Source organism: Mesorhizobium delmotii, from assembly GCF_900149755.1.
Classification (GTDB): domain Bacteria; phylum Pseudomonadota; class Alphaproteobacteria; order Rhizobiales; family Rhizobiaceae; genus Mesorhizobium; species Mesorhizobium delmotii.
In genome coordinates this window covers 268711-294025 of record NZ_FUIG01000013.1, presented here as the reverse complement: position 1 = coordinate 294025, position 25315 = coordinate 268711, and the positions used below count along the sequence as shown (strand labels likewise).

Sequence of the window (25315 nt, the reverse complement as noted above, 5' to 3'; positions counted from 1 at the left end):
CAATGGTGCCGGACTACATCCGGACCGGGCCCCCGCGGAGCGTCAGCGGCGCGGCATTTTTCCTTAGTCGTCGTCGTCATCATCATCTATGTAGCGGTCGCGATAGCGGCGGCGATCATAGTCCTGGTAACGACGGGTGGATCGGTCCTCTTGATAAACCCTGCGCTTGACGTAGGTCTCACAATAGTCATTTTCACAGTAGGTCTCGACAATCCGCTCACGCACAACGCCGTTGTTCGACGAGCTATTCGAGCTTGTGTTCGAGGACTGACTGTCCGCGTGGGCAACGATTGTCGCCATCATCGTCGCTGATGTCACCAGTAGGAACTTCATACGCATGGCTGCCTCCGTTTTTGCCTAGATAGCGCAACTCAAAGCCAGGTCGACTCACAATCAACGACTAGCTAGCTGAGCAACGCCCCCGTGCTCTCGTCTGACGCCCCCGCAAGACCGCCTCCGCAAAATCGGCGCTGCCCAATGAATCGTCTCAAGGCCAAACGGGTGAGCGACTTCTTCAACACCCTGCTAGCTCAACTAGTCGCGCTCGGAAGCCGACAGGAGAGCGGAACCTCACTTGTCGGGCACCAGCACGGCAGAGCGGATTCTCGACCACTACTTGAAGGCCGCGACGTAGTCCTGCGGGCTGGCAATCGGCTCGCCTGCAGGGATCGAACCGCCCAAGGCAGCGAAGTCCGCCAGGTTGCGCATCAAGGTCGCAGCACGGCCATCGCAGCCGTCAGCCAGCAGCAAGGCTACATCCGAGATGGCAGCAGAGGAAGTCATAATCGCCTGCTGCGCGCCGCTGAACTCCTCCTCGGTTGGTGGGGGCAGTGATCCTCGCTCGGGCGATCGACGATCCCAAGCTTTCGGATGAAGTGCTGGAACAGACGCGTGCCTGGATTAACGCAGGGCTTGATCAACAGTCAGCCAGCTAGCCCCTCGTCGCTAACTGTCTCGACGTCGAATACCGGGCGCGTATATCGGTCTGGTCGACCATGCTACTTCAAACGCTCTTCGGTTCGTGACAAACTTCTGGTCGCTCCTCGCTGCGATAGGTGAGGAAAGCGCCGCTCCGGTCGAATGCGATCTTCCGAGCTGCTTCACAGTCGGCCCTGGATCGCGGAAGGGGATGTGGCATGGTGGATTCTGATCGGATCGACAACCTGATCGCAGCGGTGCCCCCCGCCTTGGCGCTTCGCGCCGGGCTGGACCTTGGCATCTTCACCCGGCTCGGTGGCAGCGCGGTGACTGCTGACAGCCTTGGGGCCGCGCTCAAAGTCGAGCCCGATCGTCTGTCGCGGCTTCTCTACGCGCTCGCCAGCATCGGTCTCCTCGAAGTCGAGGATGGTCAATTTCGCAACGGAGCCGAAGCGTCGGCCTTCCTCGACGCGTCCAAGCCGAACTATCGCGGCGGCGATCATGCGCTCCTGCGCGAGATCTGGGGAGCCGACCTGCTGACCGCAGAGTCGCTGCGACAGAACCGGCCGGCTGCGCTGCACGACTTTTCCGAAGCGGGGCCCGAGGCCGCGGTGGCCTTCAGCCGCATGCTCGCACCGGGCGGGGTGATTTTCGGCCGGCATCTGGCCCGGGAGATGGACCTATCGGCGATCGGTTCGGTGATCGACATCGGCGGGGGCCCCGGGACCATTCTCGTCGGACTTCGCGAGCGGCGGCCGCAGATTGCGGCGACGCTGATGGAACTCCCAACGGTCGCAGCGGTCGCGCCAGATATCCTGTCAGAATACGGTGCCGACGACGTGGTTGTCGAAGAGGGGGACATAACTGTCGCGCCCTCGATCGGTCGCCACGATCTGGCGATCCTGAAGGCCGTCGTCCAGGTCCTTCCGCCGGACCAGGCGCGCAGTTCGATCCTGAACGCGGCGCGTTGCCTCACACCCGGAGGCGAGATCGCAATTGCGGGGTGGGGTGTCGTCGATGACGACCGCCTCGGCCCGCCTGAGGGTGTCTTTCTGAATCTCACCTTCTTGAACCTCTATCGCCACGGCGAATCGTACACTGAAGGTCAATATCGCGCGTGGATGACCGAGGCTGGATTCCGGGCTATCTCCAGGTCGCGCCTGACGGACGGCTCAACGTTGTTTCGTGGGCGTCTCACGGGCTGACCGTGGCTGAATGGTGGGTTTCGGACGCAAGGATCTCCGAGACGCCCCGAGCCTATCCGGCCGCTTTCGAGAATCCCTTGCTCGATCTCTACGGCCTGGAGTTCGCACATCGCATCGCCATTGCGCGCCGCCGCGCACCACGCTTCGTACGCCTGCCGGGCACAACCACATTTCGCTGATTGCGCACTTCAACACGGATGAGGACAACCTTGGACGCGAAATCGTGGAGCTCACGCGCCGCCTGGTCTGAGATCCGAAGGGCCGACGTGTTGTTGCCCCCGAATGATCGGACACGATCAGAGTGGGTTTGATCCGCGATGAACTCGCGAGGTGAACGATAGCCGACGGCCTCGTGTGGGATGAAGGCTGTTGTAGTGGTCGATCCACAAGGGCAGGCTTTCCATCGCGGGCCAGATACTAGGCCAGCGCTAGTTGACTGCGACGGGTCAGATCACGTCGATGCCGTGGACACCTTAAGGTCCGCTTCTTAAGATCCGATCCCCGAAGCTGCCGTTCGTACTCGCCCCCTTGGCTGCTGAAAAGCTTTGCGCCTCATGTCGGCCATTGAGGTGATCTTTGCTGTTGCCCGATAGCAGACGCTGCCGGCGATCACCCTGGACATCGTAATTGCGCCCAATTGCCGACCTTCCTGGTGCTTTCTCCAGAGCGCCGTCCGCGCTACGGCTTGAGTCGGGCCCGTTCCGGAACTTCGGGTTCGAGTGCGCTATGGCGCAAGATGATCGCATTGCCGACGTTCCCGGGCCATTTTCCGCCCCCGACGATATCGGCGGCCACCACCCATGCGATGGCCGCATCCTGACATGCTTCAACGTAGCTTATGATGGTCCGCCCATGCGGCGATGGCCTTGATGCGCCGGCGCAGTTGAAGAACGCAGCGCCCGCGTCCTGAGCTGACCGAGAAACCGGCTCAGTCGAGCGTCAGCGCAACGACTTCGCCGTCGTTCATCAACGGCACGAAAATCCTGCTGCCGTAAGTGCCGATATCGGCACTGCCCGGCTTGAAGGTCGCAACCGTCTCCGGTGTGCCATCAACCTTGTAGCGATAGAGCGTACCAGTCATGTAGGAAGTGGCGTAGATGGTGTCGCCGATTGCAATGACGCCGTCGAGATCGGCGAATTTTTGCGCGCCAGGCAGTTGCGAAATCGCCTTGGTGGCGAGATCGACTGCAACCAGGCCGCCCGGCTCCGCCGTGCTGAAGTCAGACTTGATGCCCTTGCCCCAGGAGGCGACGATCAGCCTGTTGCCATCGGCGAAGATGCCATTGGGCGAAGCAAGCGCCGTGTCCTTCGCGAACAATTCCGGCCGCTCGTCGTCGATGTGGTAGATGGCATCGGCCAGCATGTCGGTGACATAGACCTTGTCGGACACATCAGTGGTCATGTCGTTGAGGAAGATGGCATTCGGCACGTCAATGGTCCAGGCGAGCTTGCCGCTGGCGAGGTCGACGACGCGTATTTTCGTGATGTCGGCGACGTAGAGCTTGTCGCCTGAGATCGCCATGCCCTTGGGTGCGTCCATGCCGTCGGTCCAGTGCCGGGTGGTGACCTTGCCGTCGAGCGACAGCACCGACAGGTAGCCGTTGCCGTCGGCGTCGCCGGGATTGCCGACGATGTTAGAAACGATGATGCGTTTGTTGACGGCGTCGAACAGCGCCGATTCCGGCTGCTCAAAGCCGGTGGCGCGCCAAATTTCCCCGGCGTGGGCGGCAGACATCGTCGCGATGCCGACGATGGCGAGAAGAGTCGAGCGGACAATGGTTTTCATGGCTGATCTCCTGTGGTGACAGCGGAGACCTAGATTTTCCGATACTTTTCTGGAAGGCTGATTGCAGCTAGTATCGAAGATCGATACGAAATCACCCAAAAGAGATGCATCCCATGAACAGCCTGATCTTCGAGGCGCTGAAGCGGACGCTAAAGGCAAAGGGCGTTACCTATCGCGTGCTTGCCGAGCGCATGGGTGTTTCCGAGCCGACGGTGAAGCGTATCTTCCACGAGCGCAACTGCAAGCTCGACCGGCTGGTGGAGATTTGCGCCGCTGCCGGCGTGGAACTGGAAAACGTGCTCGGCTCTATGAACAGGGGACCGGGGCCGGCCAACCACATCGCGCCGGACATCGAGCGCAAGCTGGCCAGCCGGCCGGCGCTGCTGTTCATCTTCGTCATGCTCTCCGAGAAATTCACGCCCGAAGGCATCATGCGCTCACAAGGGTTGAGCGAGGCCTCGATGTTCCTCTATCTGCGTGACCTCGAGGAGCTGGGGCTGGTCGCGCTTGGCCGCGGCCTGTCGGCCAGGCTGCTGGTCGAGACGCCGATCCAGTGGAATTTCGAAGGGCCGCTGCGGCCACTGTTCGAGATGACCAACAAGAACTTCATCGGCTGGGCGATTACGCATCTGCAGCGCGAGGCGACATTCGTCAGCTTCTCCAGGCGGATGCGGCCGGAGACGGCGGAAATGCTGAGGCGTGAGGCGGAGGAACTGGCCGATCGCGCCAGACTGCTCGCACATCACGACCAGCACACAACGCCCGAAGACGGGCTAGTCGGCTACAAATGGACATTCGCCTTCGGCGCGACGCCGTTTCCGGCGATCATGCCGGTCGGGCCGCATCCGCGCGACACCGGCGCAAGCATGCCTGTCCGAGCCGCTGCCGACGCGAGCGGGCGGCGCACTCAGCCGGCCTAGCTAGGTTGAGGACTCGTTCAGATCCAGGCTGAAATGATTGCAGCGAGAGCGAGGGCTGAGAGGTAGTTCTGTGCATGGCGATCGTATCGTGTTGCGATGCCGCGCCAGTTCTTGAGCTTGCACAACATGCGCTCGATGAGTTTTCGTCGGCGATATGACTTGTGATCGAGCGGATAAGGCTACGCCGTGCAGCGGTTGAGGCCTACACTGTCCGTTCTGCCGGAGCCATGTCGCGGCGATGGCGCAACTCAAGCCGGCCCTGCGTGAGAAAGGCGTTGAATGCCTGGCGGTGGTCATTACGCCGGTCGAGCGGGCGCAGCTCTATTTCCGTTACCACCCGGCCCCCGATCTTCTCGCCGCATCCGACCCGAAGCGGGCCTCGCACCGTGCTTTCGGCTTGCGCCACCTCTACGGGCTTAGCCGCACCAGTATGTGCCAACGTCGCCGAGGGACCCCGATTCTGGCGTTCGCGGGCGGCACCAGCCGGTCGCTGTCGCCGTGGACGATGAGCACCTGGGCCGACCGCCGACGACCACTCGGCGGGCGCCTGCAGGCCCCAGCGGCGCAGGGCGGTCGGCTCGCGCGGTACGTCCCCGGGCTGGCCGGCATGTCGTGCCCCGTCGTGCGTTCCTTCAGCCGCGCGAGGTAGGCGCGCGAGGCTGACCTGTCGTGTACGTCCGTTCAGCCGCCGTTGAGTGCTTCGTCCAGTGCCGTCGTCTGGGCCTTGACGAAGGCCCGGGAGATGGCGGCTTTCGCTTCGATGGCGTCGAAGTTGTGGTAGGCGCCGGGCACTACGTGCAGGGTGCTGGCGACGCCGGCCTGCTGCAGCCGCCGGGCGTAGGTGACGTCCTCGTCGTGGAACAGGTCGTTGGTGCCGACGCCGATCCATGCGGGCGGCAGGCCGGAGAGGTCGTCGTAGCGGGCCGGCGCGGCCAGCGGGGGCACGTTGCCGTCCGCGGTGGCGGGGCCGAGGTAGGCGCGCCAGCCGAACCGGTTGCTGGCCGGGCTCCAGAGGCGGAGCCGCCGCGGGTCGATGTCGGTGCGGGTGGTGGTCCGGTCATCCAGCATTGGGTAGGACAGCAGTTGCAGAACCGGACGGATCTCGCCGCGTTCCTTCGCCAGCAGCGCCAACGCGGCGGCCAGACCACCGCCGGCGCTGGCGCCACCGATGGCGATGCGTGCGGGGTCGATGTCGGGTTGGCGGGCGAGCCATTGCAGCGCGGTGTAGCAGTCTTCCAGCGGCGCCGGAAACGGGTGCTCGGGCGCGAGCCGGTACTCCACCGAGACGACGACGATGTTGAGCTGATCGGCGATCCGGCGGCAGAAGCCGCTGTCCTGCGCCGCGTCGCCGAGCACCGTTCCGCCGCCGTGGATCCACAACAGTGCCGGCGTCCGAGGCCGGGCCGAAGCCGGGCGGAAGACGTATACTGACACATCGGCGTCCACGGATACGACCTGCGCGTCCGGCCGCCGAGTGATCCCGGTGAGCTTGGTGAGGACACGGAGCGCGGGAAGCGTTCGGGCGTTGATGATGGTGCGGGGAAGGAACCGCGCGGCTCGTAGCTGTGGGTTGAAGGGTTGCTCGGTCATCGTGTTCCTATCTGATGGAGGGCGACGTCGCCGGGTGTGCCGGGGGTAGTCGCAGAAATGAAGGTCATGGTCGGAGCTCGGCGTCCACCAGGGCTAGGGCGTTGCGGAGGCCCTGCTCGAGGAGGTCGTCGGAGAGCTGTCGGTCGGTCAGGGCGCGGGAGAGTTGTAGCGTCCCGGCCATCAGGCCGAGGAGGCTGAGCGCCTTCACGCGGGCCGAGGGCGGATCTTCGGGTGCCATTCGGGCGGCGAGGTCGTCGATGACGACCAGCACGCCGTCGGTGTACGCCTGCCTGATTGCGTCCGCGCTGCGCCCGATCTCGTCGAGCAGGGCGGCGTTGGGGCAGCCGTCGCCGGGATTGTCCCGGTGGTGGGCCGACAGGTACCAGCGCACGATCTGTTCGAGGCCGGCCCGGCCGGGCTCCGCCAGCTCGACGATGTTCGCGTGCAGTGTGTGCAGTTGGTCGGTGACCGCCTCCGCGACGAGGCTGTCCTTGGATTCGAAGTGGGCGTAGAAGGCGCCGTTGGTCAGGTCCGCGTCCTTCATTAGCGTCGCGACTCCGGAGCCGTCGATACCGTCCCGCTTGAGCCGTCGACCGGCCGTCGCAATGATCCGCTGCCTTGTCTCCTGCTTGTGTTCTTTCGTGTAACGCACCATGCGTTCCTCCATCTCCAGCCGGGCTTGCGCTCCGGATACCGCTATGGCCAAGTCAGTGTGCAGCGTTGGCAAGGAGAGCCGGGACGTTGATCCTCGCGGTCTGCACTTTCGAGTCGTGGAGCTCGGGGAGGCCGCCGTTGGTGATGTACGGTGCGTGGTGGCGGGCCGTCTGCTGGCTCTGCTGCTAGATTACTCTCCTCGGTAGACCTGCGAATGACTGGTTAGTGGATCTCGGCAGCGATCAGCTCGGCATCCGGTTGAATCTGCGGATGACGCGGTCGAAGATCCGGGCCGGGGCGACGCGGTACACCGCGTTGATGGTCCGGGCGGTCGTACCGGCGGTGCGCCGTAGTTTTGGGTTCCGGTCGGTGACCGCCGCGACGATCACCTTGGCGACGACGGCGGGGTCGTCGCCGTTGCTGAGGTTCTTCCCCAGCAGCTCGTCGTAGTTGCGCCGTCCCGCCGCGTAGAGCGGCATGGGGGTGTCGGCCTCCACGCTGTGGCCTGCGAACGGAGTGTTGATCGGGCCGGGCTCGACGAGCAGGACCCGGACGCCGTAATCGCGAACCTCGTGGTCCAGCGATTGGGAGTAGCCCTCGACCGCGTGCTTGGTCGAGACGTAGAGGGCCATGAACGGGCTGGGGACGAACCCGCTGAGGGAGGAGACATTGATGATGCGTCCGCGGCCTTGGACGCGCATGTGCGGCAGGACCGCCTTGGTCGTCCGCATGACGCCGTAGACGTTAATGTCGAAGATGTCCTGCGTCTGGGTAATCGAGAACTCCTCGGCTGCGCGCCGGTTGTGCCAACGCCGGCGTTGTTGACCAGGACGTCGATGTGCCCGAACCGGTCGATCACCTGCTTGACCGCTGACGCGACCGATTCGTCGCGGGTCACGTCGAGGTCCAGGTAGGTCACCCCGGCGGGCGCGGTGAGTTTCGCGGTGTTGCGGCCGGTTCCGATCACCTGGAAACCTGCGGCGGCCAAGGCGATCGCTGTGGCCTTGCCGATGCCTGAGGTGGCGCCTGTTACGAGCGCAACCTGCGGAGTTGTTGTCATCATAAGCTCCTGAAGTTTTGAATTACGTTCATACTACAATAGCCGTTGGGTGGTCGCAAGGCAAGCATTAAATTATGTTCGTACTCTCATGGAGGGCGAGACGAGGACCACAGGGGGCCGGGCGGTAACGGTAAGCGGCCTCGCATGGGCCGGCCTTCGAGCTCGAAGTGGATTGCATCCGCGATCCAGCGACCGTGGTCGAGGTCCTAGAGGGCTATCTGGCGACGCTGATCGTCGATGGCCGCAGGCAGGCAGCTTTCGGCCCCTGAGCGGTCAGGACGTGTACTGTTCACACAGAGGCGTTGCCGATCTTTCGCTGCGCCCGCTCAATCGCGCGCTGCACTATCCGAAACTACAAAACCGTTTCAAAAACCGTTTCAGTTTGCTGATTTGAAACGGTGCAACTTGGCTAAGCTTTTGAGATTATTGGCGCGCCCGAAGAGATTCGAACTCCTGACCCCCAGATTCGTAGTCTGGTGCTCTATCCAGCTGAGCTACGGGCGCGCAACAGGCCATGCTTTGCATGGCCCGCGATCCGATCCTTGACGACCGGCCGCGATGTGACGTGTTCCCTAGCGACTGAATTTCCGAAAAGCAAGCCGATCCGGCAAAAGTTTTGCTGTTCGTGTCTTGAGGATCGGGCGGGGCAGGATCAGGCCGGGCGGCGCAGGCCGTTGCGGGCCTGGTCGAGCCGGACCGGCTGGTCCGGAATGGTAACCGCGAATGTGGTGCGGCCGCCTCTGCTTTCGACGAGCTCCACCGTGCCGCCATGGGCGCGGATCAGTTCATAGGCGATCGCCAGGCCAAGGCCGGTGCCGCCGCTGCGGGCCGAGCCGCGGAACGCCGCGAACAGGTTCTCGCGCGCCTTCGGCGGCAGGCCGGGGCCGGTGTCGGTGACCGTGATGCGGCTGACGCTGCCGACGCGCTCGGCCGACACCTCCAGCCGGCGCACCACCGCATTTTCCGCGTCCACCGCCATCGCCTGCACGGCGTTGCGGCAAAGATTGGTGAGCACGCGAAAAAGCTGATCGGAATCGGCATCCACCTCGAAAGCCGGATCGACGGCGTTGACGAATTCGATGCCGCCTTCGGTGTCGAGCAGGCCGTGGACGTCGTCGACCAGCTGGCGCAGCCTGAGCCTGCGGCGCGACGGCGGCGGCTCCTGGGTACGGCCATAGGCGAGCACACCTTCCGAATAGGATACGGCACGATCGAGCGCGCGCAGCAGTTTCGGCGCGAAGGCCTGCACGGTCGGGTCCTTGACCTGGCGCAGACGGTCCGACATTAGCTGCGCCGAGGCCAGGATATTGCGCATATCATGGTTGATCTTCGACACGGCGAGACCAAGGTCGGCGAGATGCTTCTGCTCGGAGAGCATCTTTTGCAGCCGCTCCTGCATCTGCGAGAGCTCGCGCTCTGCAACGCCGATCTCGTCGGCGCGGGCGGCTGGGCGGATGATCCGTCCGGGGTCGTCCGGTGCCTCGGAAAAGGCCAGCATCGAACGCGTCATCGTCCGGATCGGGCCGATCATGATCAGGTCTATGGCGGCATAGACCAGCATGGCGGTGAACAGCGAGATCAGCAGCGAGACGAAGGCGACGTTGCGCGAATAGATGAGCATGGCATTGCGCAGGCTGTAGTCGGGCATGATCAGCTCGAATTCCTTGTCGCTGTCGCCGACCGGGCCGAAAACGCGCAGCATCCGCTCGCCGCCGAAAAACAGCGTGTCCAAAGCGCCAGTCATGCCGTTGATCAGGCCGACATTGGCGATGTCGATATGCTCGTCGACCTGCGGCGGCATTTCAGCCACGACCAGAAGCCGCGAGACACCGCCGTCGCGCACGGCGATCGCCTTGGCGCCGATCGCCATCAGCACATCGTTCTGGGCGGCGCGGGACAGCGAGGCGGGCTCTCCCTGCACCAGCACGATCGAGACGGCCGCGGCGGTGCTCAGCCTCTCCTTCAGCCAACTCAGCCGGTAGCTGGCGATCCAAGGCAGAAAGATAAGGACCTCGGCCAGGAGCACGAATACGATGGTGAGCAGCAGGAGCTTTGTCGACAATCCACGCGACAACGGCACCCTCCGGGCGGCCGCGGTCGCCCGATCGGTCCTTTCCTCCGCGGATGGGATTTCACTCATGCTGCTTCTTCACGATCACTTGATCAGCCAAGATTAGGCCATTGCGGCTTTTTTGCCAATTTCATCCTTCGTCCCAATACGGGATAAGACCACCAAGACTTCGGCCATCACTTCAGCCATCGGCCTGACGGTGCCGGATGTCGGCGCCGGATTGACTTCCAAAACCCTTCTTTCTATAAGCCCGCTCACGCTCGGGCCATTCGTCCCGGCGCGGTTTCGATCGCGCCAAAACCGGCCGGGCAAAGCTCCTGTTACAGAGTGACAGAATCAAGAAGGGCCGCACCCCGCGGTATTAAAACAAATGAAGCGTACCTACCAACCGTCCAAACTCGTCCGCAAACGCCGGCACGGTTTCCGTGCCCGCATGGCCACCAAGGGTGGTCGTGGCGTCGTCGCAGCCCGCCGCAACCGCGGTCGCAAGCGGCTCAGCGCCTGAACGGAAGACGAGATCGTTGCCCGCAACCGGCAAGCCAGTGGGAGCACATCCCAAGCGGCTTCTGAAGCGCGCGGAATTCCTGGCCGTCCGGCGTGGCGAAAAGCGCCGCGGGCGGCTTTTTCTCGTCGAGGTTCTGGACCGCAGCGACGCAGAGGCGCCTCGCATCGGCTACACGGTCACCAAAAAGGTCGGCAACGCGGTCGTCCGCAACCGCATCCGGCGGCGGCTGAGAGAAGCCGTGCGCACGCATGCCGCGGGTGACATGAAGCCTGGCAATGATTATGTCATCGTCGGGCGCGAAGATGTGCTTACCATTCCGTTCGGCCAGTTGAAGGCCGAACTCTCCCGCCGACTGCGCGGAACACGATAGGCCAAGGCTTTCGATGGAAAACAACCGGAACTTCTTCATCACCATCGCGCTGTCGGTGCTGATCCTGTCGCTTTGGCAGTATTTTTACGTGCTGCCGCACAGCGAGGCGCAACGCGAGGCGGCCCGTATCGAAGAACAGCGGCTAGCGGAGCAGAAGAAGGCGGCCCAAGGCACCAGTCCGGACAGCAGCGGAACGCCGGTGCCGCAGCAAGGCGCCATTCCTAGTGCACCCAATGCACCGGCAACCGACGGCACGACGCCGGCCGGCCGCGAGCAGGCGCTGGCGTCGACCAAGCGCGTCAGGATCGACACGCCGAGCCTGGAGGGCTCGATCAACCTCACCGGCGCTCGTCTCGACGACCTCAAGCTCAAGCACTACACGCTGACGGTCGACAAGAACTCGCCCGAGATCGAACTGCTCAACCCGGCAGCGCTGCCTACGGGCTACTATGCCGAGATCGGCTTTGTCGGCAGCGACAAGACCGGCACGGTGCCGGGCCCGGAAACCGTGTGGACCGTCGACGGCAATGCGACGCTGACCCCGGCGACCCCGGTCACGCTGAGCTTCACCAACGACAAGGGCCTGACCTTCAAGCGCACCTTCTCCGTCGACAGCGACTATATGTTCACGGTCTCGGACACGGTGCAGAATTCGGGGTCGGCCGCCGTTACCCTGTCGAATTACGGCCGTGTCACCCGCTTCGACAAGCCTGCCGTTGCCAGCATCTATGTGCTGCATGAGGGGCTGATCGGCGTCACCGGCACGGAAGGCCTGCAGGAACACAAATACGCGGCGGTCGAGGAGGACAAGCAGTTTACGCCGGGCAAGTCGACCGATGGCTGGCTGGGCATCACCGACAAATACTGGGCGGTGACGCTGGTGCCGACCGAGAAGCAGCCGTTCCAGCCGCGTTACGCCTATTTCGAGGACGGCCGCCCGCGCTACCAGGCTGACTTCCTCACCGACCCGATCACCGTTGCTGCCGGCCAGTCGGCGACGGTCGAGACCGAAATCTTCGCCGGCGCCAAGGAAGTCGCCAAGGTCAACGCCTATGCAGAAGACCGCAACATCAGGCTGTTCGACCGTTTGATCGACTGGGGATGGTTCATCTGGATCACCAAGCCGATGTTCTATCTGATCGACACGCTCTACAAATTCTTCGGCAATTTCGGCGTGGCTATCCTGGCCACCACCGTCGTCGTCAAGGCGCTCTTCTTCCCGCTCGCCAACAAGTCCTACGCGTCGATGGCGAACATGAAGAAGGTGCAGCCCAAGATGCTTGAGATCCGCGAGAAATACGCGGACGACAAGATGAAGCAGCAACAGGCGATGATGGAGCTCTACAAGACCGAGAAGATCAATCCGCTCGCCGGCTGCTGGCCGGTGGCGCTGCAGATCCCGGTCTTCTTCGCGCTCTATAAGGTGCTCTACATCACCATCGAGATGCGGCACGCACCGTTCTTCGGCTGGATTCAGGATCTGGCGGCGCCCGACCCGACCTCAATCTTCAACCTGTTCGGCCTCATTCCGATCGCACTGCCGGACATGTTGATGATCGGCGTCTGGCCGCTGATCATGGGCGTGACCATGTTCCTGCAGATGCGCATGAACCCGACGCCGCCCGACCCGACGCAGGCCATGATCTTTACCTGGATGCCGGTGGTCTTCACTTTCATGATGGCCGGTTTTCCGGCCGGCCTCGTCATCTACTGGGCCTGGAACAATTTGCTTTCGATCATCCAGCAAGGCGTGATCATGAAGCGACAGGGCGCCAAGATCGAGTTGTGGGACAATCTGGTCGCGCTGTTCCGGAAGAAGCCGTCACCGGCGGAATAGCCGGCGCTCCCTTTTTGCGAATCCAGGAAAGCCCCGGTTCGACCGGGGCTTTTTTCGCACAAGCCGAGCGGCCGGCGAACGGCGAAACCAGTCGGCCCGGCGGTAGACGCCGCCGCGGCACATCCCTATAAGCTCGCTGTCGTTTCAGGAGCGCTCGTCGATGAACAGGTAAGGATGATCCGCTAAGCACGCGGTTGGTGCTGCCGGGCGGATCGCGTTATTTTGACCTTGCCCGTTTTTTTCGTCGATGGAGCCAGACCATGATCGGACCCAACCCCAACATCAAGCACCCGATCCCGATGCATACCCGCGTCGGTTTCCTGAAGGGACTGGTCACGGCGCCGAATATCGAGATCGGCGACTTCACCTATTATGACGATCCGGATGGACCGGACAAATTCGCCGAGCGATGCGTGCTGCATCATTATCCATTCATCGGCGACCGGCTGATCATCGGCAAGTTCTGCGCCATCGCCGAGGGCGCGCGCTTCATCATGAACGGCGCCAATCATGCCATGTCCGGCTTTTCGACCTATCCGTTCAACATCTTCGGTCATGGCTGGGAAGTGGGTTTCGACCCGGCGACCTGGTCGAGGGAATTGCGCGGCGACACAGTGCTCGGCAATGATGTATGGATCGGCATGGAAGCGGTGATCCTGCCCGGCGTGACGATCGGCCATGGCGCCATCGTTGCGGCAAAATCGGTGGTGACGCATGAGGTGCCACCCTATGCGATCGTCGCCGGCAATGCGGCCAAGGTGGTGAGGATGCGCTTCGACGACAGGACCATCTGGCGGCTTTTGGCGGCGGCGTGGTGGGATTGGCCGGTGGAAAAGATCAGCCGCAACCTCAATGCCATTCGTGGCGCCGATATTTCTCTTCTGGAGGCAGCGGTTTGAACGCGTTGAACAAGACCGTGATCGGCATCGAGCTGTTCACGCGGCCGTGGATCTTCATCCGCGGCGTGCCGGCAATGAAATTCCTGCCGCCTGAGGGACCGCCGGAGATCGCCTTTGCCGGCCGCTCGAATGTCGGCAAATCGTCGCTGATCAACGCGCTGGTCAACCAGAAGGGGCTGGCGCGCACGTCCAACACGCCGGGGCGGACGCAGGAACTCAACTATTTCGTTCCGGGCGGGTTTTCCGGCGAAGGCGCCGATCTGCCGCCGATGGCCCTGGTCGACATGCCGGGCTACGGCTACGCCACCGCGCCCAAGGAAAAGGTCGACGACTGGACGAAACTCGTCTTCGACTATCTCAAGGGCCGCGTCACGCTGAAGCGCGTCTACGTGCTGATCGACGCCCGCCATGGCATCAAGGCCAAGGATGATGAAGTGCTGTCGCTGCTCGACAAGGCGGCGGTGTCCTATCAGATCGTGCTGACCAAGACCGACAAGATCAAGGCGGCCGGCGTGCCGCGACTGATCGAAGAGACACTGCAGAAGATCAAGAAGCGGCCGGCCGCGTTTCCGTTCGTTGTCGCCACGTCCTCGGAAAAGAACGAGGGCCTCCAGGAATTGCGCGCGGCGATCGTGCTGGCGGCCAATGGCGGCTAATGCATGTCGCGCAAAAGTGTGCAGCGGTTTTGCGATAACGACATGCATAAAACAACAACCTAAAGCGCGTCGCGTGAGGCCGGTCAAACGCGACGCGCTTTAGGACTTTGCCTCTAGGGCAATCGTCTGGGTGCTTTCTTCCGCGGCAAGCCTTTCGGTGCCGTAAGCCTTCAGGAACATGCCGACGCCCGACCTGACGATGTGGTCGATTTCATCCTGGCTCGGGGCTTTGGTGCGGTAGGCGAATATGCACTGACGGAAAAGACCTGCCAGGCACAGTTCGGTGAACTGATAGGCGGCAAGATCGACATCGTCGATCTTGAGCAGGCCTCGCTCGATGGCGGCATTCAGAAAAACAACGACCTTGTCATGGCCGCGTTTCGGGCCGCGTTCGTAAAAACGCGCGCCAAGTTCGGGAATCCTGTCCGACGCGCCGATTACCGTGCGCTGCGCCTGGATGACCTTGGCCGAGGTGATCTTGAGGGACAGCACCTTGCCGAACTTCACCAGCGTCTCGCGAAGGTCGTCGGCGCGGTCGAGCATATCGTACATGTTCTTGAAGATCGTGCCGCGCTCTTCCTCGATCAGCGCTTCGAACAGCTCTTCCTTGTTGGCGAAGTAGACATAGATCGTGCCCTTGGAAACGCCGGCCTCGCGGGTGATGTCGTTCATCGACGCCGCTTCAAAGCCCTTGTCGATGAAGACACGACGCGCGCCTTCGATGATCTGGCTGCGCTTGACCGGGTCCTGTCCCGCCGCCGGGCGGCCGCGACGCAGGCCATCCAGCAGATCGCACTGGTCCTTGTCGGGTTCGGTCATAACGTCACACCTCGAAAAAAATTCGAACCGATCGGTTCGATCGCCCTTGATATGGGCCTCTCTCCGCGCTAAGTCAACGTTCGCATCGAACCGAACGGTTCAGTATGGCTGATTTTCCAAAGAGATGCCAAGAGAGATTCCCCATGTCCTCGAACGCGACCCCCACCGCCGAAGTCCGTCCATTCCCCAACGCCAAGGTCGCGCCAGTAACCGAAGCGCCGAACGCACCGACTGAGCCCGCAATAAGTCCTCCGGCCGAGGCGCCGGCGAAAAAGAAGCGTTCGGCACGCTCCTTTCTGTTGCCGATCATCGCGCTTGGCTTGCTGGGCGCTGGCGCTTGGTATGGCTACGATTACTGGACCGACGGGCGCTTCATGATCTCAACCGACGACGCCTATGTCCAGGCCGACATGGCGTTCATATCGCCGAAAATTTCCGGCTATGTCGATCAGGTCAAGGTGACCGAGAACCAGCAGGTCAAGGCCGGCGACCCGTTGCTGGTCGTCGACAATGGCGACTATAAAATAGCGGTCGCCCAGGCCGAGGCGCAGATCGCCACCTTGAGCAAAACGCTCGACCGTATTGACGCCCAGACCGAGGCGGCGCGCGCATCGCTTGAGCAGGCTCAGGCGCAGAAGACCGCAGACCAGGCCGCCGCCGCCAATGCGACGCGTGTTCAAGCGCGCGCCGCCCAATTGCTCAAGACACATGTCGGCACCCAGGCTCAACTGGATGATGCCCAGACCGCGGTAGAGCAGGCCAATGCCGCCCTTGTAGGCGCCGACGCCCAGATCGCGGCGGCTGAGGCCAATATCGGTGTGCTCCAGGCGCAGCGCGCGGAGACGGCAAGCACGCTGGCGTCGCTGCAGCTGGCCCGGGACAAGGCCGCGCGGGACCTGTCCTTCACCGTGCTGCGCGCGCCCTATGACGGTGTCGTCGGCAACCGCTCGGTCGAGCAAGGCGACCTGATCAGCCCCGGACAGAAGCTCGCCGTCATCGTGCCGATGGACAAGCTCTACATCGTCGCCAATTTCAAGGAGACCCAGCTTGCCCGCCTGGTGCCTGGCGAAAAGGTCAGGATTTCGGTCGACGCGATCGACGGCCAGGATTTCGAAGGCACCGTCTCGTCGCTGGCGCCGGCATCCGGCGCGGTATTCTCGCTGCTGCCGCCGGAAAACGCCACCGGCAATTTCACCAAGGTCGTGCAGCGCGTCCCGGTCCGCATCGACGTGCCGGCGGATGTGCTGAAGACAGGCAAGCTGCGCGCCGGCCTCAGCGTCGTAGTCGCCGTCGACAGCCGCACCGCACCTTCTGCGTCGAAATAAGCAGGCCCCGGAGCAACGCCATGGCGACCGCAACCCTGACCGCGGGATCGGCGCCGGCCAAGCCGGTCGATCACATCGAGCCGCGCCGCATCATCGCCTTCCTGGCGATGGTGTTCGGCATGTTCATGGCGATCCTCGATATCCAGATCGTCTCGGCCTCGCTGGCCGAAATCCAGGCGGGCTTGAGCGCCAGTTCCGACGAAATTCCATGGGTGCAGACTGCCTATCTGATCGCCGAAGTCATCATGATCCCGCTGTCCGGTTTTCTCAGCCGGATGCTGTCGACGCGCGTGCTGTTCACCGTCTCCGCGGCTGGCTTCACCGCGGCCAGCGCGCTGGCGGCGACCGCCACCAACATCGACCAGATGATTGTCTACCGCGCCATCCAGGGCTTCATCGGCGGCGGCATGATTCCAAGCGTCTTCGCTGCCGCCTTCACCATCGTCCCGCCGTCGCGCCGCGCCATGGTGTCGCCGATGATCGGCCTGGTGGCGACGCTGGCGCCGACCATCGGCCCGACCGTCGGCGGCTACATCAGCCATGCCACGTCCTGGCACTGGCTGTTCCTGATCAATGTGGTGCCCGGCATCCTGGTAACCGCCGCGGCGTGGTCGCTGATCGACTTCGACAAGCCCAATCTCAGTCTGTTCCGCAAGTTCGACTGGTGGGGCCTTGCCGGCATGGCGGCCTTCCTCGGCTCGCTGGAATATGTGCTCGAGGAAGGTCCCAACAACGACTGGCTTCAGGACCAGGCCGTGTTCATCTGCGCCATCCTGATGACGGCCGGCGCGGTGCTGTTCTTCTGGCGCGCCTTCACCGCAGAGGAGCCGATCGTCGACCTGAAAGCCTTCACCAATGTCAACTTCGCTTTCGGCTCGCTGTTCTCGTTCGTCATCGGCATCGGCCTCTACGGCCTGACCTATCTCTATCCGGTGTACCTCGGGCGGATCCGCGGCTACGATTCCCTGATGATCGGCGAGGCATTGTTCGTCAGCGGGCTGGCGATGTTCGCCACCGCGCCGATTTCCGGCATCCTGTCGCGCAAAATGGATCCGCGGCTGATGATGATGATCGGCTTCTTCGGCTTCGCTGCCGGCACCTGGCGCATGACCTATCTGACCGCCGACTGGGATTTCTGGGAACTTTTGGTGCCGCAGATCCTGCGTGGCGCCTCGATGATGCTGTGCATGGTGCCGATCAACAACATCGCGCTGGGAACGCTGCCGCCTGACCGGCTGAAGAACGCATCCGGCCTGTTCAACCTCACCCGCAATCTCGGCGGCGCTGTCGGCCTTGCCGTCATCAACACCGTGCTGATCGATCGCAACGCCTTCCACTACGCAAGGCTGGCCGAGCATGTTCAATGGGGCAGTGCCGAGGCGCAGACCAAGCTGCAGAACATGACGCTCGACTTCCAGCAGAATGCCGGCCTGGACGCATCCAAGGCGGCGATCTCCAAACTGTCTGCTATGGTCCAGCAGCAGGCCTCGCTGCTGTCCTTCATGGACGTGTTCTATCTCTTGACGGCGCTGTTCGCCACGCTGGCGATCTTCACCATAGTCATCCGCAAGCCGGCCGAGCCGGCGGGCGGAGGCGGCGGACACTGATAGCGCAACTGGCGCGTCCAAAAGGACGCGCGGCGCTGTAGGTCAGGCGGTGGCCGGCTTGAAGGTCAAGGCGACGCCGTTGATGCAATGACGCAAGCCGGTCGGCGGCGGGCCGTCGTCGAAGACATGCCCGAGATGGCCGCCGCAGCGGCGGCAATGCACCTCGGTACGGGTCATGCCCAGAGACCTGTCCACGGTCTTGCCGACGGCATTGGGAATCTCCTGCCAGAAGCTCGGCCAGCCGGTGCCGGAATCGAATTTCGTCTCGGAGGAATAGAGCGGCAGGTCGCAGCCGGCGCAGGCGAAAATGCCCTTGCGGTGTTCGTTGAGCAGCGGGCTGGTGCCGGGATATTCGGTGCCTTCCTTGCGCAGCACATTGAAAGCCGCATCGGACAGGATGGCGCGCCACTCGGCCTCGGTCTTGGTGACCTCGAAGGTTTCGGTCGCGTGTGCGTCCTGCGGCCGGCCCATGCGCAGCGCTGCTGCCGTGCCTGCCAACAATGCCACAGCGGCACCGCTCCAAAGAAAGTCGCGCCGGATCATCACCATTCCTCCTCTGTCGGTTTGCCAAATTCGACCGTCACATGGAAATCAAAAGCTGGTGACGGCCAGCTCCTAACAACGGGCACTCCGCACCAGCCACGCCTGGCGGACCGTGCGGAGTGTACGCTTATCGATTGCGCGGGTCACGCAAGCGGATACCCGCCCTATCGGCATGGAGCCTCAGCCATATCTTCGCTGGCGACGAGCCCTTCGTGACGAGCCCTTCGTTACATCTTCGGCAGAAGGACCTTGTCGATGACGTGGATGACGCCGTTCGACTGCTCGACATCGGCGACCGTGACATTGGCGACATTGCCGTTCTCGTCGGTCGCAGTGACCTTGCCGCCGTCGGCCTTGAGCGTCAGCTCGCAGCCGCCAACCGTCTTGACCTTGTGCGCGCCACCATCGTCCATGGCCATCTTGGTGACGTCGGCAGCCATCGCCTTGGCACCGATGACGTGGCAGGTCAGGATCTTGACCAGCTTGTCCTTGTTTTCGGGCTTGAGCAGCGTGTCGACGGTGCCGGCCGGAAGCGCTGCAAAGGCTTCGTTGGTCGGCGCGAACACGGTGAAGGGACCGGAACTCTGCAGCGTGTCGACGAGGCCACCGGCCTTGACGGCCGCGACCAGCGTCGTGTGATCCTTCGAATTGACGGCATTCTCGACAATATTCTTGGTGGCATACATGGCGGCTCCGCCGACCATCGGATTTTCGGCATAGGCGGCGGTGGCGAGCGCGGTAACGGCGACCGTCCCGGCAAGCAAAAGGGTGGCGAATTTACGCATGATGTCAATCTCCTCAGTTTATTTTTCCCCTCTTTCGGGGCGCAAGGAGATACGGGAGATGAACGCGTTAGTTTCGTCGTTCAGGAGAAACTTTTACTTTTCACAACGGCGAGCATAATTTTCAAAGCAGGAAGGCGCCAACCTGCATGCTTCCAAGCTCACTTTACCACAGGCGATAGATTTTAAATCTTCTCGAAACTAGGCAGGCAGAGGCTATCAGATGCTCTTCAAATCGCCCGCAGCGACCACAGGGCCGGTCGGCTGGCCGGTCGGCGAACCGCCGGCCGGCTCAAGGCTGACCGCAAGAACGGCGCCCTGCGCAAGTTTTTCCTGCACGGCCGGGGAGATGGTCATACGCGCGGTCTGACCGGCCGGGATGACGCCCATCGAGACCGGCGCGTTCTTGCCCTCGATCATCCACAGCTCGAAATCCTTGCCGGCGGCGCGCTCGCCGGAGACATGCGACAAGCCGACCTCGCGATGGGCGGCGTCATAGACGGCAAGATATCTGACGTCGCTGCCGTCGGCAGCCAGCGAGGCGATGAGCCGCGGCTGCTCGACAGGCGGATTGAAGTACGGCACGGCGACATAGATCGCCAGCGCCGCGACAGCAGCGGCGGCAAGGCCGCGCCAGAAGGCAAGGCTCGACCACAGACCGGCGCGAGGCCCTGCAACGAACAGCCGGCGATCCAATGCCTCCTTGACCCTGATCGGGGGCTCTGTCTCCGGATAGGCGGCGGCCATCGGCGAAAGATGCGCCTCCCAGGCATCGACAAGGCGCGCGAAAGCGGCGTCCGCGTCGATGCGGCGTGACGCGATCTCGCGTTCGTCCGCGTCAAGCACGCCAAGAGCGTATTCGGCGGCGAACAGGTCGTCGCCGCCAGGTTCCGGTCCGTTATCCTCTGCCGGCGTCATCTTTCCAGACACTCTCTGAGCTTCAACAGGCTGCGCCGCAGCCAGGTCCGCATCGTGTTCAGCGGCACGTCATGGCGTGCGGCCAGTTCGGCATAGCTTTCGCCGTCCAGATAAGCGCCCCGCACGGCCGCCGCCCGGTCCTTTTCCAATTCATCGAGACAACGATAGATGCGCTCGGATTCACCGCCCGCAACAGCCGCAGCCTCCGGTCCCGGCGCCGGATCGGCCACGTCCAGCGCGGCATCGATGTAGGCGGCAGGCTCTCGCCGCGCCCTTATCCGGTCGATCGCATGATTGCGCGCAATGGCCACCAGCCAGGAAATCGGGCTTAGATCCGAGACGGCGAAACGATCCGCCTTCGTCCATATCTTGACGAAGACCTCTTGCAGCGCCTCTTCTGCCTCTCCCCGGTCCTTCAATACACGAAGGCAGACCCCGAAAAGTTTCGCGCTGGTCTGCCGGTAGAGCAGATCGAACGCAGCCCGGTCCTTCATCGAAGTCCGAACAATCAGGTTGCTGATATCCTGCGGCGTCATCGGCTGTCAAATTAGGCGATTGCAATCTATTTGCAACGGCGGAAGCGTTCTGGGCAGGGAGAGCGTCGTGAACTTCGATTGCCAAGAAAAGAGCCGATTTTGTTTGAGCATCGGATTTTCTCAAAACCGGTTTCCACTTTTGGGTCCGATGCTCTAGCTTGCCAATATTTGGGGGAAGCAAGAATGTCCGTCGAACGGGCCTTGTGGGAACATGACGCAATCGGCCTGGCCGGCCTGGTGCGCAAGGGAGAAATCTCGCCGCAGGAGCTCGTCGATGCGGCGATCGCGCGGGCCGAGGCCACTCGCCCGGACATCAATGCCATCGCCGAGCCGCTTTACGAGGCGGCGCGGACGCGGGCGAAAACCATCGATCGCAAGCTGCCGCTGGCCGGTGTGCCCTTTGCCCTGAAGGATCTCGGCATCGCCATGAAAGGCGTGCCGACGCACGGCGGCAGCCGCATTCCGGCCTTCGTTGCCGATTTCGACTCGGTGATGACCGAACGCCATCTGGCCGCCGGCCTTGTCCCGATCGCCACCAGCACCTCGCCCGAACATGGGCTGAGGCTGATGACCGAATCCACCGCTTTCGGCATCACCCGCAATCCGTGGAATACGGCCCATACCAGCGGCGGCTCGTCCGGGGGTGCGGCGGCGCTGGTCGCGGCCGGCGTCGTGCCGGTGGCACATGCTTCGGATGGCGGCGGCTCGATCCGCGTTCCCGCCGCCTGCACCGGGCTGGTCGGGCTGAAAACCTCGCGCGGCCGTGTGCCGCTGTCGCCGCTCGTCACCGAAAGCTGGTACGGTCTGGTCGTCGACCACGCCGTTGCCCGCTCGGTCCGGGATTCGGCCTTGCTGCTCGACCTGACGCATGGACCAGATCCGCTGTCACCGTATGCGGCGCCGCCGCCGAGGGGAACTTTTGCCGCCGCAGCAGTGCGCGACCCCGGCAAGCTGAAACTGGCCGTCTTTCGGAAATCGCCGCTCGGCCTGCCGATATCGGCCGAGACGCTGACGGCGCTGGACACGGCTGTGGCATTGGCGCGCGAAGGCGGCCACACGATCGAGGAGATCGACCTGCCCTATATCGGCCGCGACTTCATCGCCGATTTCGGCAGGACGGTGGCTGCGGCAGTCGCCGGCGCGATGCGCATTGAAGTCTTGCGCGTCGGCCGCTCCGTTTCGGGCGACGTCGAGCGCGCCACGCGTCTGATGAGCCGCTTCGGCGAGATCGTCTCGGCCGGCGAGATCTACGCCGGCCTGCAGCGGCTGCACGCCACGTCGCGCCGCCTGATTACCGAGACCGCGCCGTACGATGCCGTGCTGATGCCTGTTATTGCCCATCCTCCGCTCGCCTGCGGCGCCATGGACCCGAAGGGCGCCGATGCGTTCATAGAGGACGTGCTCGACAGGCTGCGGCTTGCCCGCCTGCTGAAATTCAAGCCGCTGTTCGGCCAGTTGATGGACAAGAGCCTGTGGTTCACCCACTGGCCGGCGATCCAGAACGTCAGCGGCCAGCCGTCGATCGCGCTGCCTGTTTATGTCACCGATGCCGGCCTGCCGCTCGGCATCCAGGCCGCCGGCCGCCCCGGCGACGAGGAGACCTTATTGTCCTTCGCCGCGCAAATGGAAAAGATTTCGGGATGGCAGGAGCGGCGGGCGCCGCTGCAGTTGCCGGCATAAAAGCGGGCCGATTTCACCTGATGTGACAGCAAAGCCGTTTGCCCCCTGCTCCAATTCCCGCTAAGACGCCGCCGTTCATGCCAAACTGGGAACCATGCCGATGACGGACCTCGCCGCCACCGCCGAAATGCAGGCCGCTCTGCTTTCGAGGGCGCTGCCCTATATGCAGCGATACGAAAACAAGACGGTCGTGGTGAAATATGGCGGCCATGCCATGGGCGACATTGCACTCGGCAAGGCCTTCGCCCGCGACATCGCGCTGCTGAAACAATCCGGCGTCAACCCGATCGTCGTCCATGGCGGCGGGCCGCAGATCGGCGCCATGCTGAGCAAGATGGGCATCGAATCGAAGTTCGAGGGCGGCCTGCGCGTCACCGACCAGAAGACGGTCGAGATCGTCGAGATGGTGCTGGCCGGCTCGATCAACAAGGAGATCGTCGCGCTGATCAATGCCGAGGGCGAATGGGCGATCGGCCTGTGCGGCAAGGACGGCAATATGGTTTTCGCCGAAAAGGCGCGCAAGACCATGATCGACCCGGACTCCAATATCGAGCGCGTGCTCGATCTCGGCTTCGTCGGCGAGCCGATCGAGGTCGACCGCACGCTGCTCGACCTTCTGGCGCGGTCCGAAATGATCCCGGTGCTGGCGCCGGTGGCGCCGGGCCGCGACGGCCACACCTACAACATCAATGCCGACACCTTCGCCGGCGCGATTGCCGGTGCCTGCCAGGCGACACGCCTTCTGTTCCTCACCGACGTGCCCGGCGTGCTCGACAAGAACAAGAAGCTCATCGATGAGCTGACCGTGGCCGAGGCCAAGGCCTTGATCAAGGACGGCACGGTGTCGGGCGGCATGATCCCCAAGGTCGAGACCTGCATCGAGGCGATCGAGCGCGGCGTCGAGGGCGTCGTCATCCTCAACGGCAAGACGCCGCATTCGGTGCTGCTCGAACTGTTTACCGAACACGGCGCCGGCACGCTGATCGTGCCATAAGCGCAGGCTGACAGCTTGTAGGGCATTGTTGGACTCAGGCGCTCGGCGAAATCCCGATGGCTGGTTCAGCAGACTTGCGGACCTGATGTACGAACGTCATCGATTGCTCTTCCTCGTCCTGCGGTGCACCCCAGAACGCGGCCAGTGTCGGCCCGTCGTCAAGACGGCGATCCCGCGCGAGAAAGCCCCAGACTTCACGGAACCAGACGCGGCGGCCCATTTTCGTATACCAGCGCATCGAATGCCGTTGCTCTGGATCCTTGTGGAACAGGATGCGCGCCAGGGCCTTGGGCCGGGACTGTACCGCCAGTTCGATCAGCTTGACGCTGAAGAACAGCATCCACGGCTTGAGCCGGGTCATCTGCAGCACCTGATGCTTGTAGTCCCACAGGCGGGCGTCCAGCTGGATCACCTTGCGGTCCCTGGCGATCCTGAAGAACGGCGTCCAGCGGTGCGGCGTGACATAGAGCGCCTGGATCTGGTCCGGGTCGTAGGCGATGAGCTGCCGGAAGCCGCGCCAGAGATCGCGAAAACGCTCGTCCTCGAAGCCGGCCACCCAAGTCGCCATCGACAGGATGCCATTGAGGCGCAGCAGCCGGATCGCCTCGCGGTCGGATGAAGTGCTGCCGCCCTTGCGGATCAATGCAAGCGTCTGCTCGTCGGTGTTTTCCATGCCCAGCAGCCAACGGATGACGCCTGCCTTGCGGTAGAGATGCAGGCTGTCGGCATCGCGAACGATGTCGTCGGCACGGGTTGAGCCGACGATCAGCACCGGCACGTTCTGCGCAATCATCGCATCGAGAAAGGCGCGCCAGGCTTTTTTGGACGAGGTCGGGTTCTCGTCGGCAAGGTTGATCAGCTCGACGCCGTGTTCGCGGTGCAGCCAGGCGATCTCCTGCGCGAATTTCACGGGGTCGCGATGCCGCCATCGCGTCCAGAAGCCGCGCTGGCCGCAATAGTTGCACAGATGCGGGCAGCCTCGGGAAAACTGCATGACCACCGCGCGCTTGCCGCCCCAATAACTGTAACGACTGACATCGATCAGGTCCCAGCCGACGCGGTATTCATCAAGGTCGGCGATGGTGCCTGCCGGCTTGGTGGCAAAGGGACGGCGCAAATCGTCGCGAAAGGCGATGCCCGCCACGTCAGACAGCGGCCGGCGCCTGTCCAGCGCCTCGACCAGGGCTACGATGGTCGCCTCGCCTTCGCCGCGCACGATGAAGTCGAAGACATCCGTTTCGGCAAGGATGTCGCGCCAGTGATAGGTCGGGAACACACCGCCATAGATCACCATCGTCGCCGGGCCGCGGTGCTTGACCATTCGTGCAATTTCCAGGGCTGTCGGGTGCGCCGAGGTCGAACCGGAATGGCCGATCAGAATGCAATCGGGATGATCGCTCAACGCATCTTGCACAGCCGCGGCAAGCGGCATCGGTCCGAACTCGGCATCGACGAGCCGCACGTCATGGCCGGCGTCGATCAGCGGGCCGCCCAGTGCCAGCAGGCCGAGCGGCGGCAAATGGTCGTCGGGCACGCGGCTGCCGATTGCGGTATGCGGCGGATTGATCAGGACGATTTTCATGAAGGACCTTTTGCGATGGTCCGGTCATCCTGGTCGGCGATCTGGGCCTGCAGCTGGC

25 protein-coding genes, 1 tRNA gene and 3 pseudogenes are annotated in these 25315 nt (G+C 63.2%); 14 read left to right on the top strand and 15 right to left on the bottom strand.

What is annotated here, in order from left to right; all coding sequences use genetic code 11:
• Positions 1 to 63: 63 nt before the first annotated feature.
• Together BQ8482_RS02875 and BQ8482_RS37965 are read right to left on the bottom strand one after the other, a co-directional pair.
• On the bottom strand, positions 64 to 339 hold the full coding sequence (locus tag BQ8482_RS02875) for a hypothetical protein (protein ID WP_244602602.1): 276 nt from the start codon (positions 337 to 339) through the stop codon (positions 64 to 66).
• Positions 340 to 612: 273 nt separating this feature from the next.
• The gene (locus tag BQ8482_RS37965) at positions 613 to 750 is read right to left on the bottom strand and encodes a hypothetical protein (RefSeq protein ID WP_165848402.1); all 138 of its coding nucleotides are present in this window, start codon (positions 748 to 750) and stop codon (positions 613 to 615) included.
• Positions 751 to 818: 68 nt separating this feature from the next.
• On the opposite strand from BQ8482_RS37965, the pseudogene BQ8482_RS38960 reads away from it, so the two are divergent.
• The 3 genes and pseudogenes from BQ8482_RS38960 to BQ8482_RS38590 all read left to right on the top strand — a co-directional run.
• Positions 819 to 935, top strand: a pseudogene (locus BQ8482_RS38960) (TetR/AcrR family transcriptional regulator); the annotation flags it as partial.
• Between the two features lie 201 nt (positions 936 to 1136).
• The gene (locus BQ8482_RS02865) at positions 1137 to 2123 is read left to right on the top strand and encodes a methyltransferase (protein ID WP_123146183.1); all 987 of its coding nucleotides are present in this window, start codon (positions 1137 to 1139) and stop codon (positions 2121 to 2123) included.
• Positions 2124 to 2125: 2 nt separating this feature from the next.
• Positions 2126 to 2302, top strand: a complete 177-nt coding sequence (locus BQ8482_RS38590; protein ID WP_208867590.1) for a hypothetical protein — start codon at positions 2126 to 2128, stop codon at positions 2300 to 2302.
• A 749-nt stretch (positions 2303 to 3051) separates the two neighbouring features.
• On the opposite strand, the gene BQ8482_RS02860 is transcribed toward BQ8482_RS38590, so the two are convergent.
• On the bottom strand, positions 3052 to 3909 hold the full coding sequence (locus BQ8482_RS02860; protein WP_123146182.1) for an SMP-30/gluconolactonase/LRE family protein: 858 nt from the start codon (positions 3907 to 3909) through the stop codon (positions 3052 to 3054).
• A 113-nt stretch (positions 3910 to 4022) separates the two neighbouring features.
• Here BQ8482_RS02860 and BQ8482_RS02855 point away from each other — a divergent pair, with 113 nt between their 5' ends.
• A complete protein-coding gene (locus tag BQ8482_RS02855) occupies positions 4023 to 4829 on the top strand; it encodes a helix-turn-helix domain-containing protein (protein ID WP_123146181.1) in 807 nt (268 codons plus the stop codon).
• 199 nt (positions 4830 to 5028) lie between these two features.
• Positions 5029 to 5238, top strand: a pseudogene (locus BQ8482_RS02845) (redoxin domain-containing protein); the annotation flags it as partial.
• Positions 5239 to 5510: 272 nt separating this feature from the next.
• Here the strand turns inward: BQ8482_RS02845 and BQ8482_RS02840 are convergent.
• The 6 genes and pseudogenes from BQ8482_RS02840 to BQ8482_RS39995 form a co-directional block, all read right to left on the bottom strand.
• Entirely contained in the window at positions 5511 to 6419 is a 909-nt protein-coding gene (locus BQ8482_RS02840; RefSeq protein ID WP_123146179.1) for an alpha/beta hydrolase, read from the bottom strand.
• A 64-nt stretch (positions 6420 to 6483) separates the two neighbouring features.
• Complete coding sequence (locus BQ8482_RS02835; RefSeq protein WP_123147331.1) at positions 6484 to 7074, bottom strand: TetR/AcrR family transcriptional regulator; 591 nt, start codon at positions 7072 to 7074, stop codon at positions 6484 to 6486.
• A gap of 241 nt (positions 7075 to 7315) precedes the next feature.
• Positions 7316 to 8061, bottom strand: a pseudogene (locus BQ8482_RS02830) (oxidoreductase).
• 499 nt (positions 8062 to 8560) lie between these two features.
• Positions 8561 to 8637: transfer RNA gene (locus BQ8482_RS02825), tRNA-Arg, on the bottom strand.
• A 148-nt stretch (positions 8638 to 8785) separates the two neighbouring features.
• The gene (locus BQ8482_RS02820; RefSeq protein ID WP_123146178.1) at positions 8786 to 10273 is read right to left on the bottom strand and encodes a sensor histidine kinase; all 1488 of its coding nucleotides are present in this window, start codon (positions 10271 to 10273) and stop codon (positions 8786 to 8788) included.
• A 33-nt stretch (positions 10274 to 10306) separates the two neighbouring features.
• Positions 10307 to 10435: a hypothetical protein gene (locus BQ8482_RS39995; protein WP_280178797.1), complete on the bottom strand. Its 129-nt coding sequence runs from the start codon at positions 10433 to 10435 to the stop codon at positions 10307 to 10309.
• Between the two features lie 139 nt (positions 10436 to 10574).
• Between BQ8482_RS39995 and rpmH the strand changes: the two genes are divergently transcribed.
• From rpmH to yihA, 5 genes are all read left to right on the top strand, one after another.
• On the top strand, positions 10575 to 10709 hold the full coding sequence (rpmH, locus tag BQ8482_RS02810; RefSeq protein ID WP_008833937.1) for a 50S ribosomal protein L34: 135 nt from the start codon (positions 10575 to 10577) through the stop codon (positions 10707 to 10709).
• Positions 10710 to 10725: 16 nt separating this feature from the next.
• Positions 10726 to 11079: a ribonuclease P protein component gene (gene rnpA / locus BQ8482_RS02805; protein ID WP_123146177.1), complete on the top strand. Its 354-nt coding sequence runs from the start codon at positions 10726 to 10728 to the stop codon at positions 11077 to 11079.
• A gap of 13 nt (positions 11080 to 11092) precedes the next feature.
• Positions 11093 to 12916: a membrane protein insertase YidC gene (gene yidC / locus BQ8482_RS02800; RefSeq protein WP_123146176.1), complete on the top strand. Its 1824-nt coding sequence runs from the start codon at positions 11093 to 11095 to the stop codon at positions 12914 to 12916.
• Between the two features lie 260 nt (positions 12917 to 13176).
• Positions 13177 to 13815: a CatB-related O-acetyltransferase gene (locus BQ8482_RS02795; RefSeq protein ID WP_123146175.1), complete on the top strand. Its 639-nt coding sequence runs from the start codon at positions 13177 to 13179 to the stop codon at positions 13813 to 13815.
• Positions 13812 to 14471, top strand: coding sequence for a ribosome biogenesis GTP-binding protein YihA/YsxC (gene yihA, locus BQ8482_RS02790; protein ID WP_123146174.1), 660 nt, complete (start codon positions 13812 to 13814; stop codon positions 14469 to 14471). Before BQ8482_RS02795 ends, yihA begins: the two co-directional genes overlap by 4 nt.
• A 99-nt stretch (positions 14472 to 14570) precedes the next feature.
• Here yihA and BQ8482_RS02785 read toward each other — a convergent pair whose 3' ends face one another.
• A complete protein-coding gene (locus BQ8482_RS02785; RefSeq protein WP_123146173.1) occupies positions 14571 to 15290 on the bottom strand; it encodes a TetR/AcrR family transcriptional regulator in 720 nt (239 codons plus the stop codon).
• A gap of 143 nt (positions 15291 to 15433) precedes the next feature.
• On the opposite strand from BQ8482_RS02785, the gene BQ8482_RS02780 reads away from it, so the two are divergent.
• The gene (locus BQ8482_RS02780) at positions 15434 to 16615 is read left to right on the top strand and encodes an HlyD family secretion protein (protein ID WP_123146172.1); all 1182 of its coding nucleotides are present in this window, start codon (positions 15434 to 15436) and stop codon (positions 16613 to 16615) included.
• A 20-nt stretch (positions 16616 to 16635) separates the two neighbouring features.
• The gene (locus BQ8482_RS02775; protein ID WP_123146171.1) at positions 16636 to 18222 is read left to right on the top strand and encodes a DHA2 family efflux MFS transporter permease subunit; all 1587 of its coding nucleotides are present in this window, start codon (positions 16636 to 16638) and stop codon (positions 18220 to 18222) included.
• Positions 18223 to 18264: 42 nt separating this feature from the next.
• Here BQ8482_RS02775 and msrB read toward each other — a convergent pair whose 3' ends face one another.
• The 4 genes from msrB to BQ8482_RS02755 form a co-directional block, all read right to left on the bottom strand.
• Positions 18265 to 18765, bottom strand: coding sequence for a peptide-methionine (R)-S-oxide reductase MsrB (gene msrB / locus BQ8482_RS02770; protein ID WP_123147330.1), 501 nt, complete (start codon positions 18763 to 18765; stop codon positions 18265 to 18267).
• Positions 18766 to 18992: 227 nt separating this feature from the next.
• Positions 18993 to 19550, bottom strand: a complete 558-nt coding sequence (locus tag BQ8482_RS02765; RefSeq protein WP_123146170.1) for a fasciclin domain-containing protein — start codon at positions 19548 to 19550, stop codon at positions 18993 to 18995.
• Positions 19551 to 19766: 216 nt separating this feature from the next.
• Positions 19767 to 20465, bottom strand: a complete 699-nt coding sequence (locus tag BQ8482_RS02760) for an anti-sigma factor (protein WP_123146169.1) — start codon at positions 20463 to 20465, stop codon at positions 19767 to 19769.
• Positions 20462 to 21001 carry a sigma-70 family RNA polymerase sigma factor gene (locus tag BQ8482_RS02755; protein ID WP_123146168.1) on the bottom strand — a complete coding sequence of 180 codons (540 nt, stop codon included), beginning with the start codon at positions 20999 to 21001 and terminating at the stop codon, positions 20462 to 20464. Before BQ8482_RS02755 ends, BQ8482_RS02760 begins: the two co-directional genes overlap by 4 nt.
• A 183-nt stretch (positions 21002 to 21184) precedes the next feature.
• On the opposite strand from BQ8482_RS02755, the gene BQ8482_RS02750 reads away from it, so the two are divergent.
• Both BQ8482_RS02750 and argB read left to right on the top strand, forming a co-directional pair.
• Positions 21185 to 22681 (top strand): amidase, encoded by a 1497-nt coding sequence (locus tag BQ8482_RS02750; RefSeq protein WP_123146167.1) that lies wholly within the window; start codon positions 21185 to 21187, stop codon positions 22679 to 22681.
• 100 nt (positions 22682 to 22781) lie between these two features.
• Positions 22782 to 23675, top strand: a complete 894-nt coding sequence (argB, locus tag BQ8482_RS02745; protein WP_095494100.1) for an acetylglutamate kinase — start codon at positions 22782 to 22784, stop codon at positions 23673 to 23675.
• Between the two features lie 34 nt (positions 23676 to 23709).
• On the opposite strand, the gene bchE is transcribed toward argB, so the two are convergent.
• Positions 23710 to 25257: a magnesium-protoporphyrin IX monomethyl ester anaerobic oxidative cyclase gene (bchE, locus tag BQ8482_RS02740; protein WP_123146166.1), complete on the bottom strand. Its 1548-nt coding sequence runs from the start codon at positions 25255 to 25257 to the stop codon at positions 23710 to 23712.
• Between the last annotated feature and the right edge of the window lie 58 nt (positions 25258 to 25315).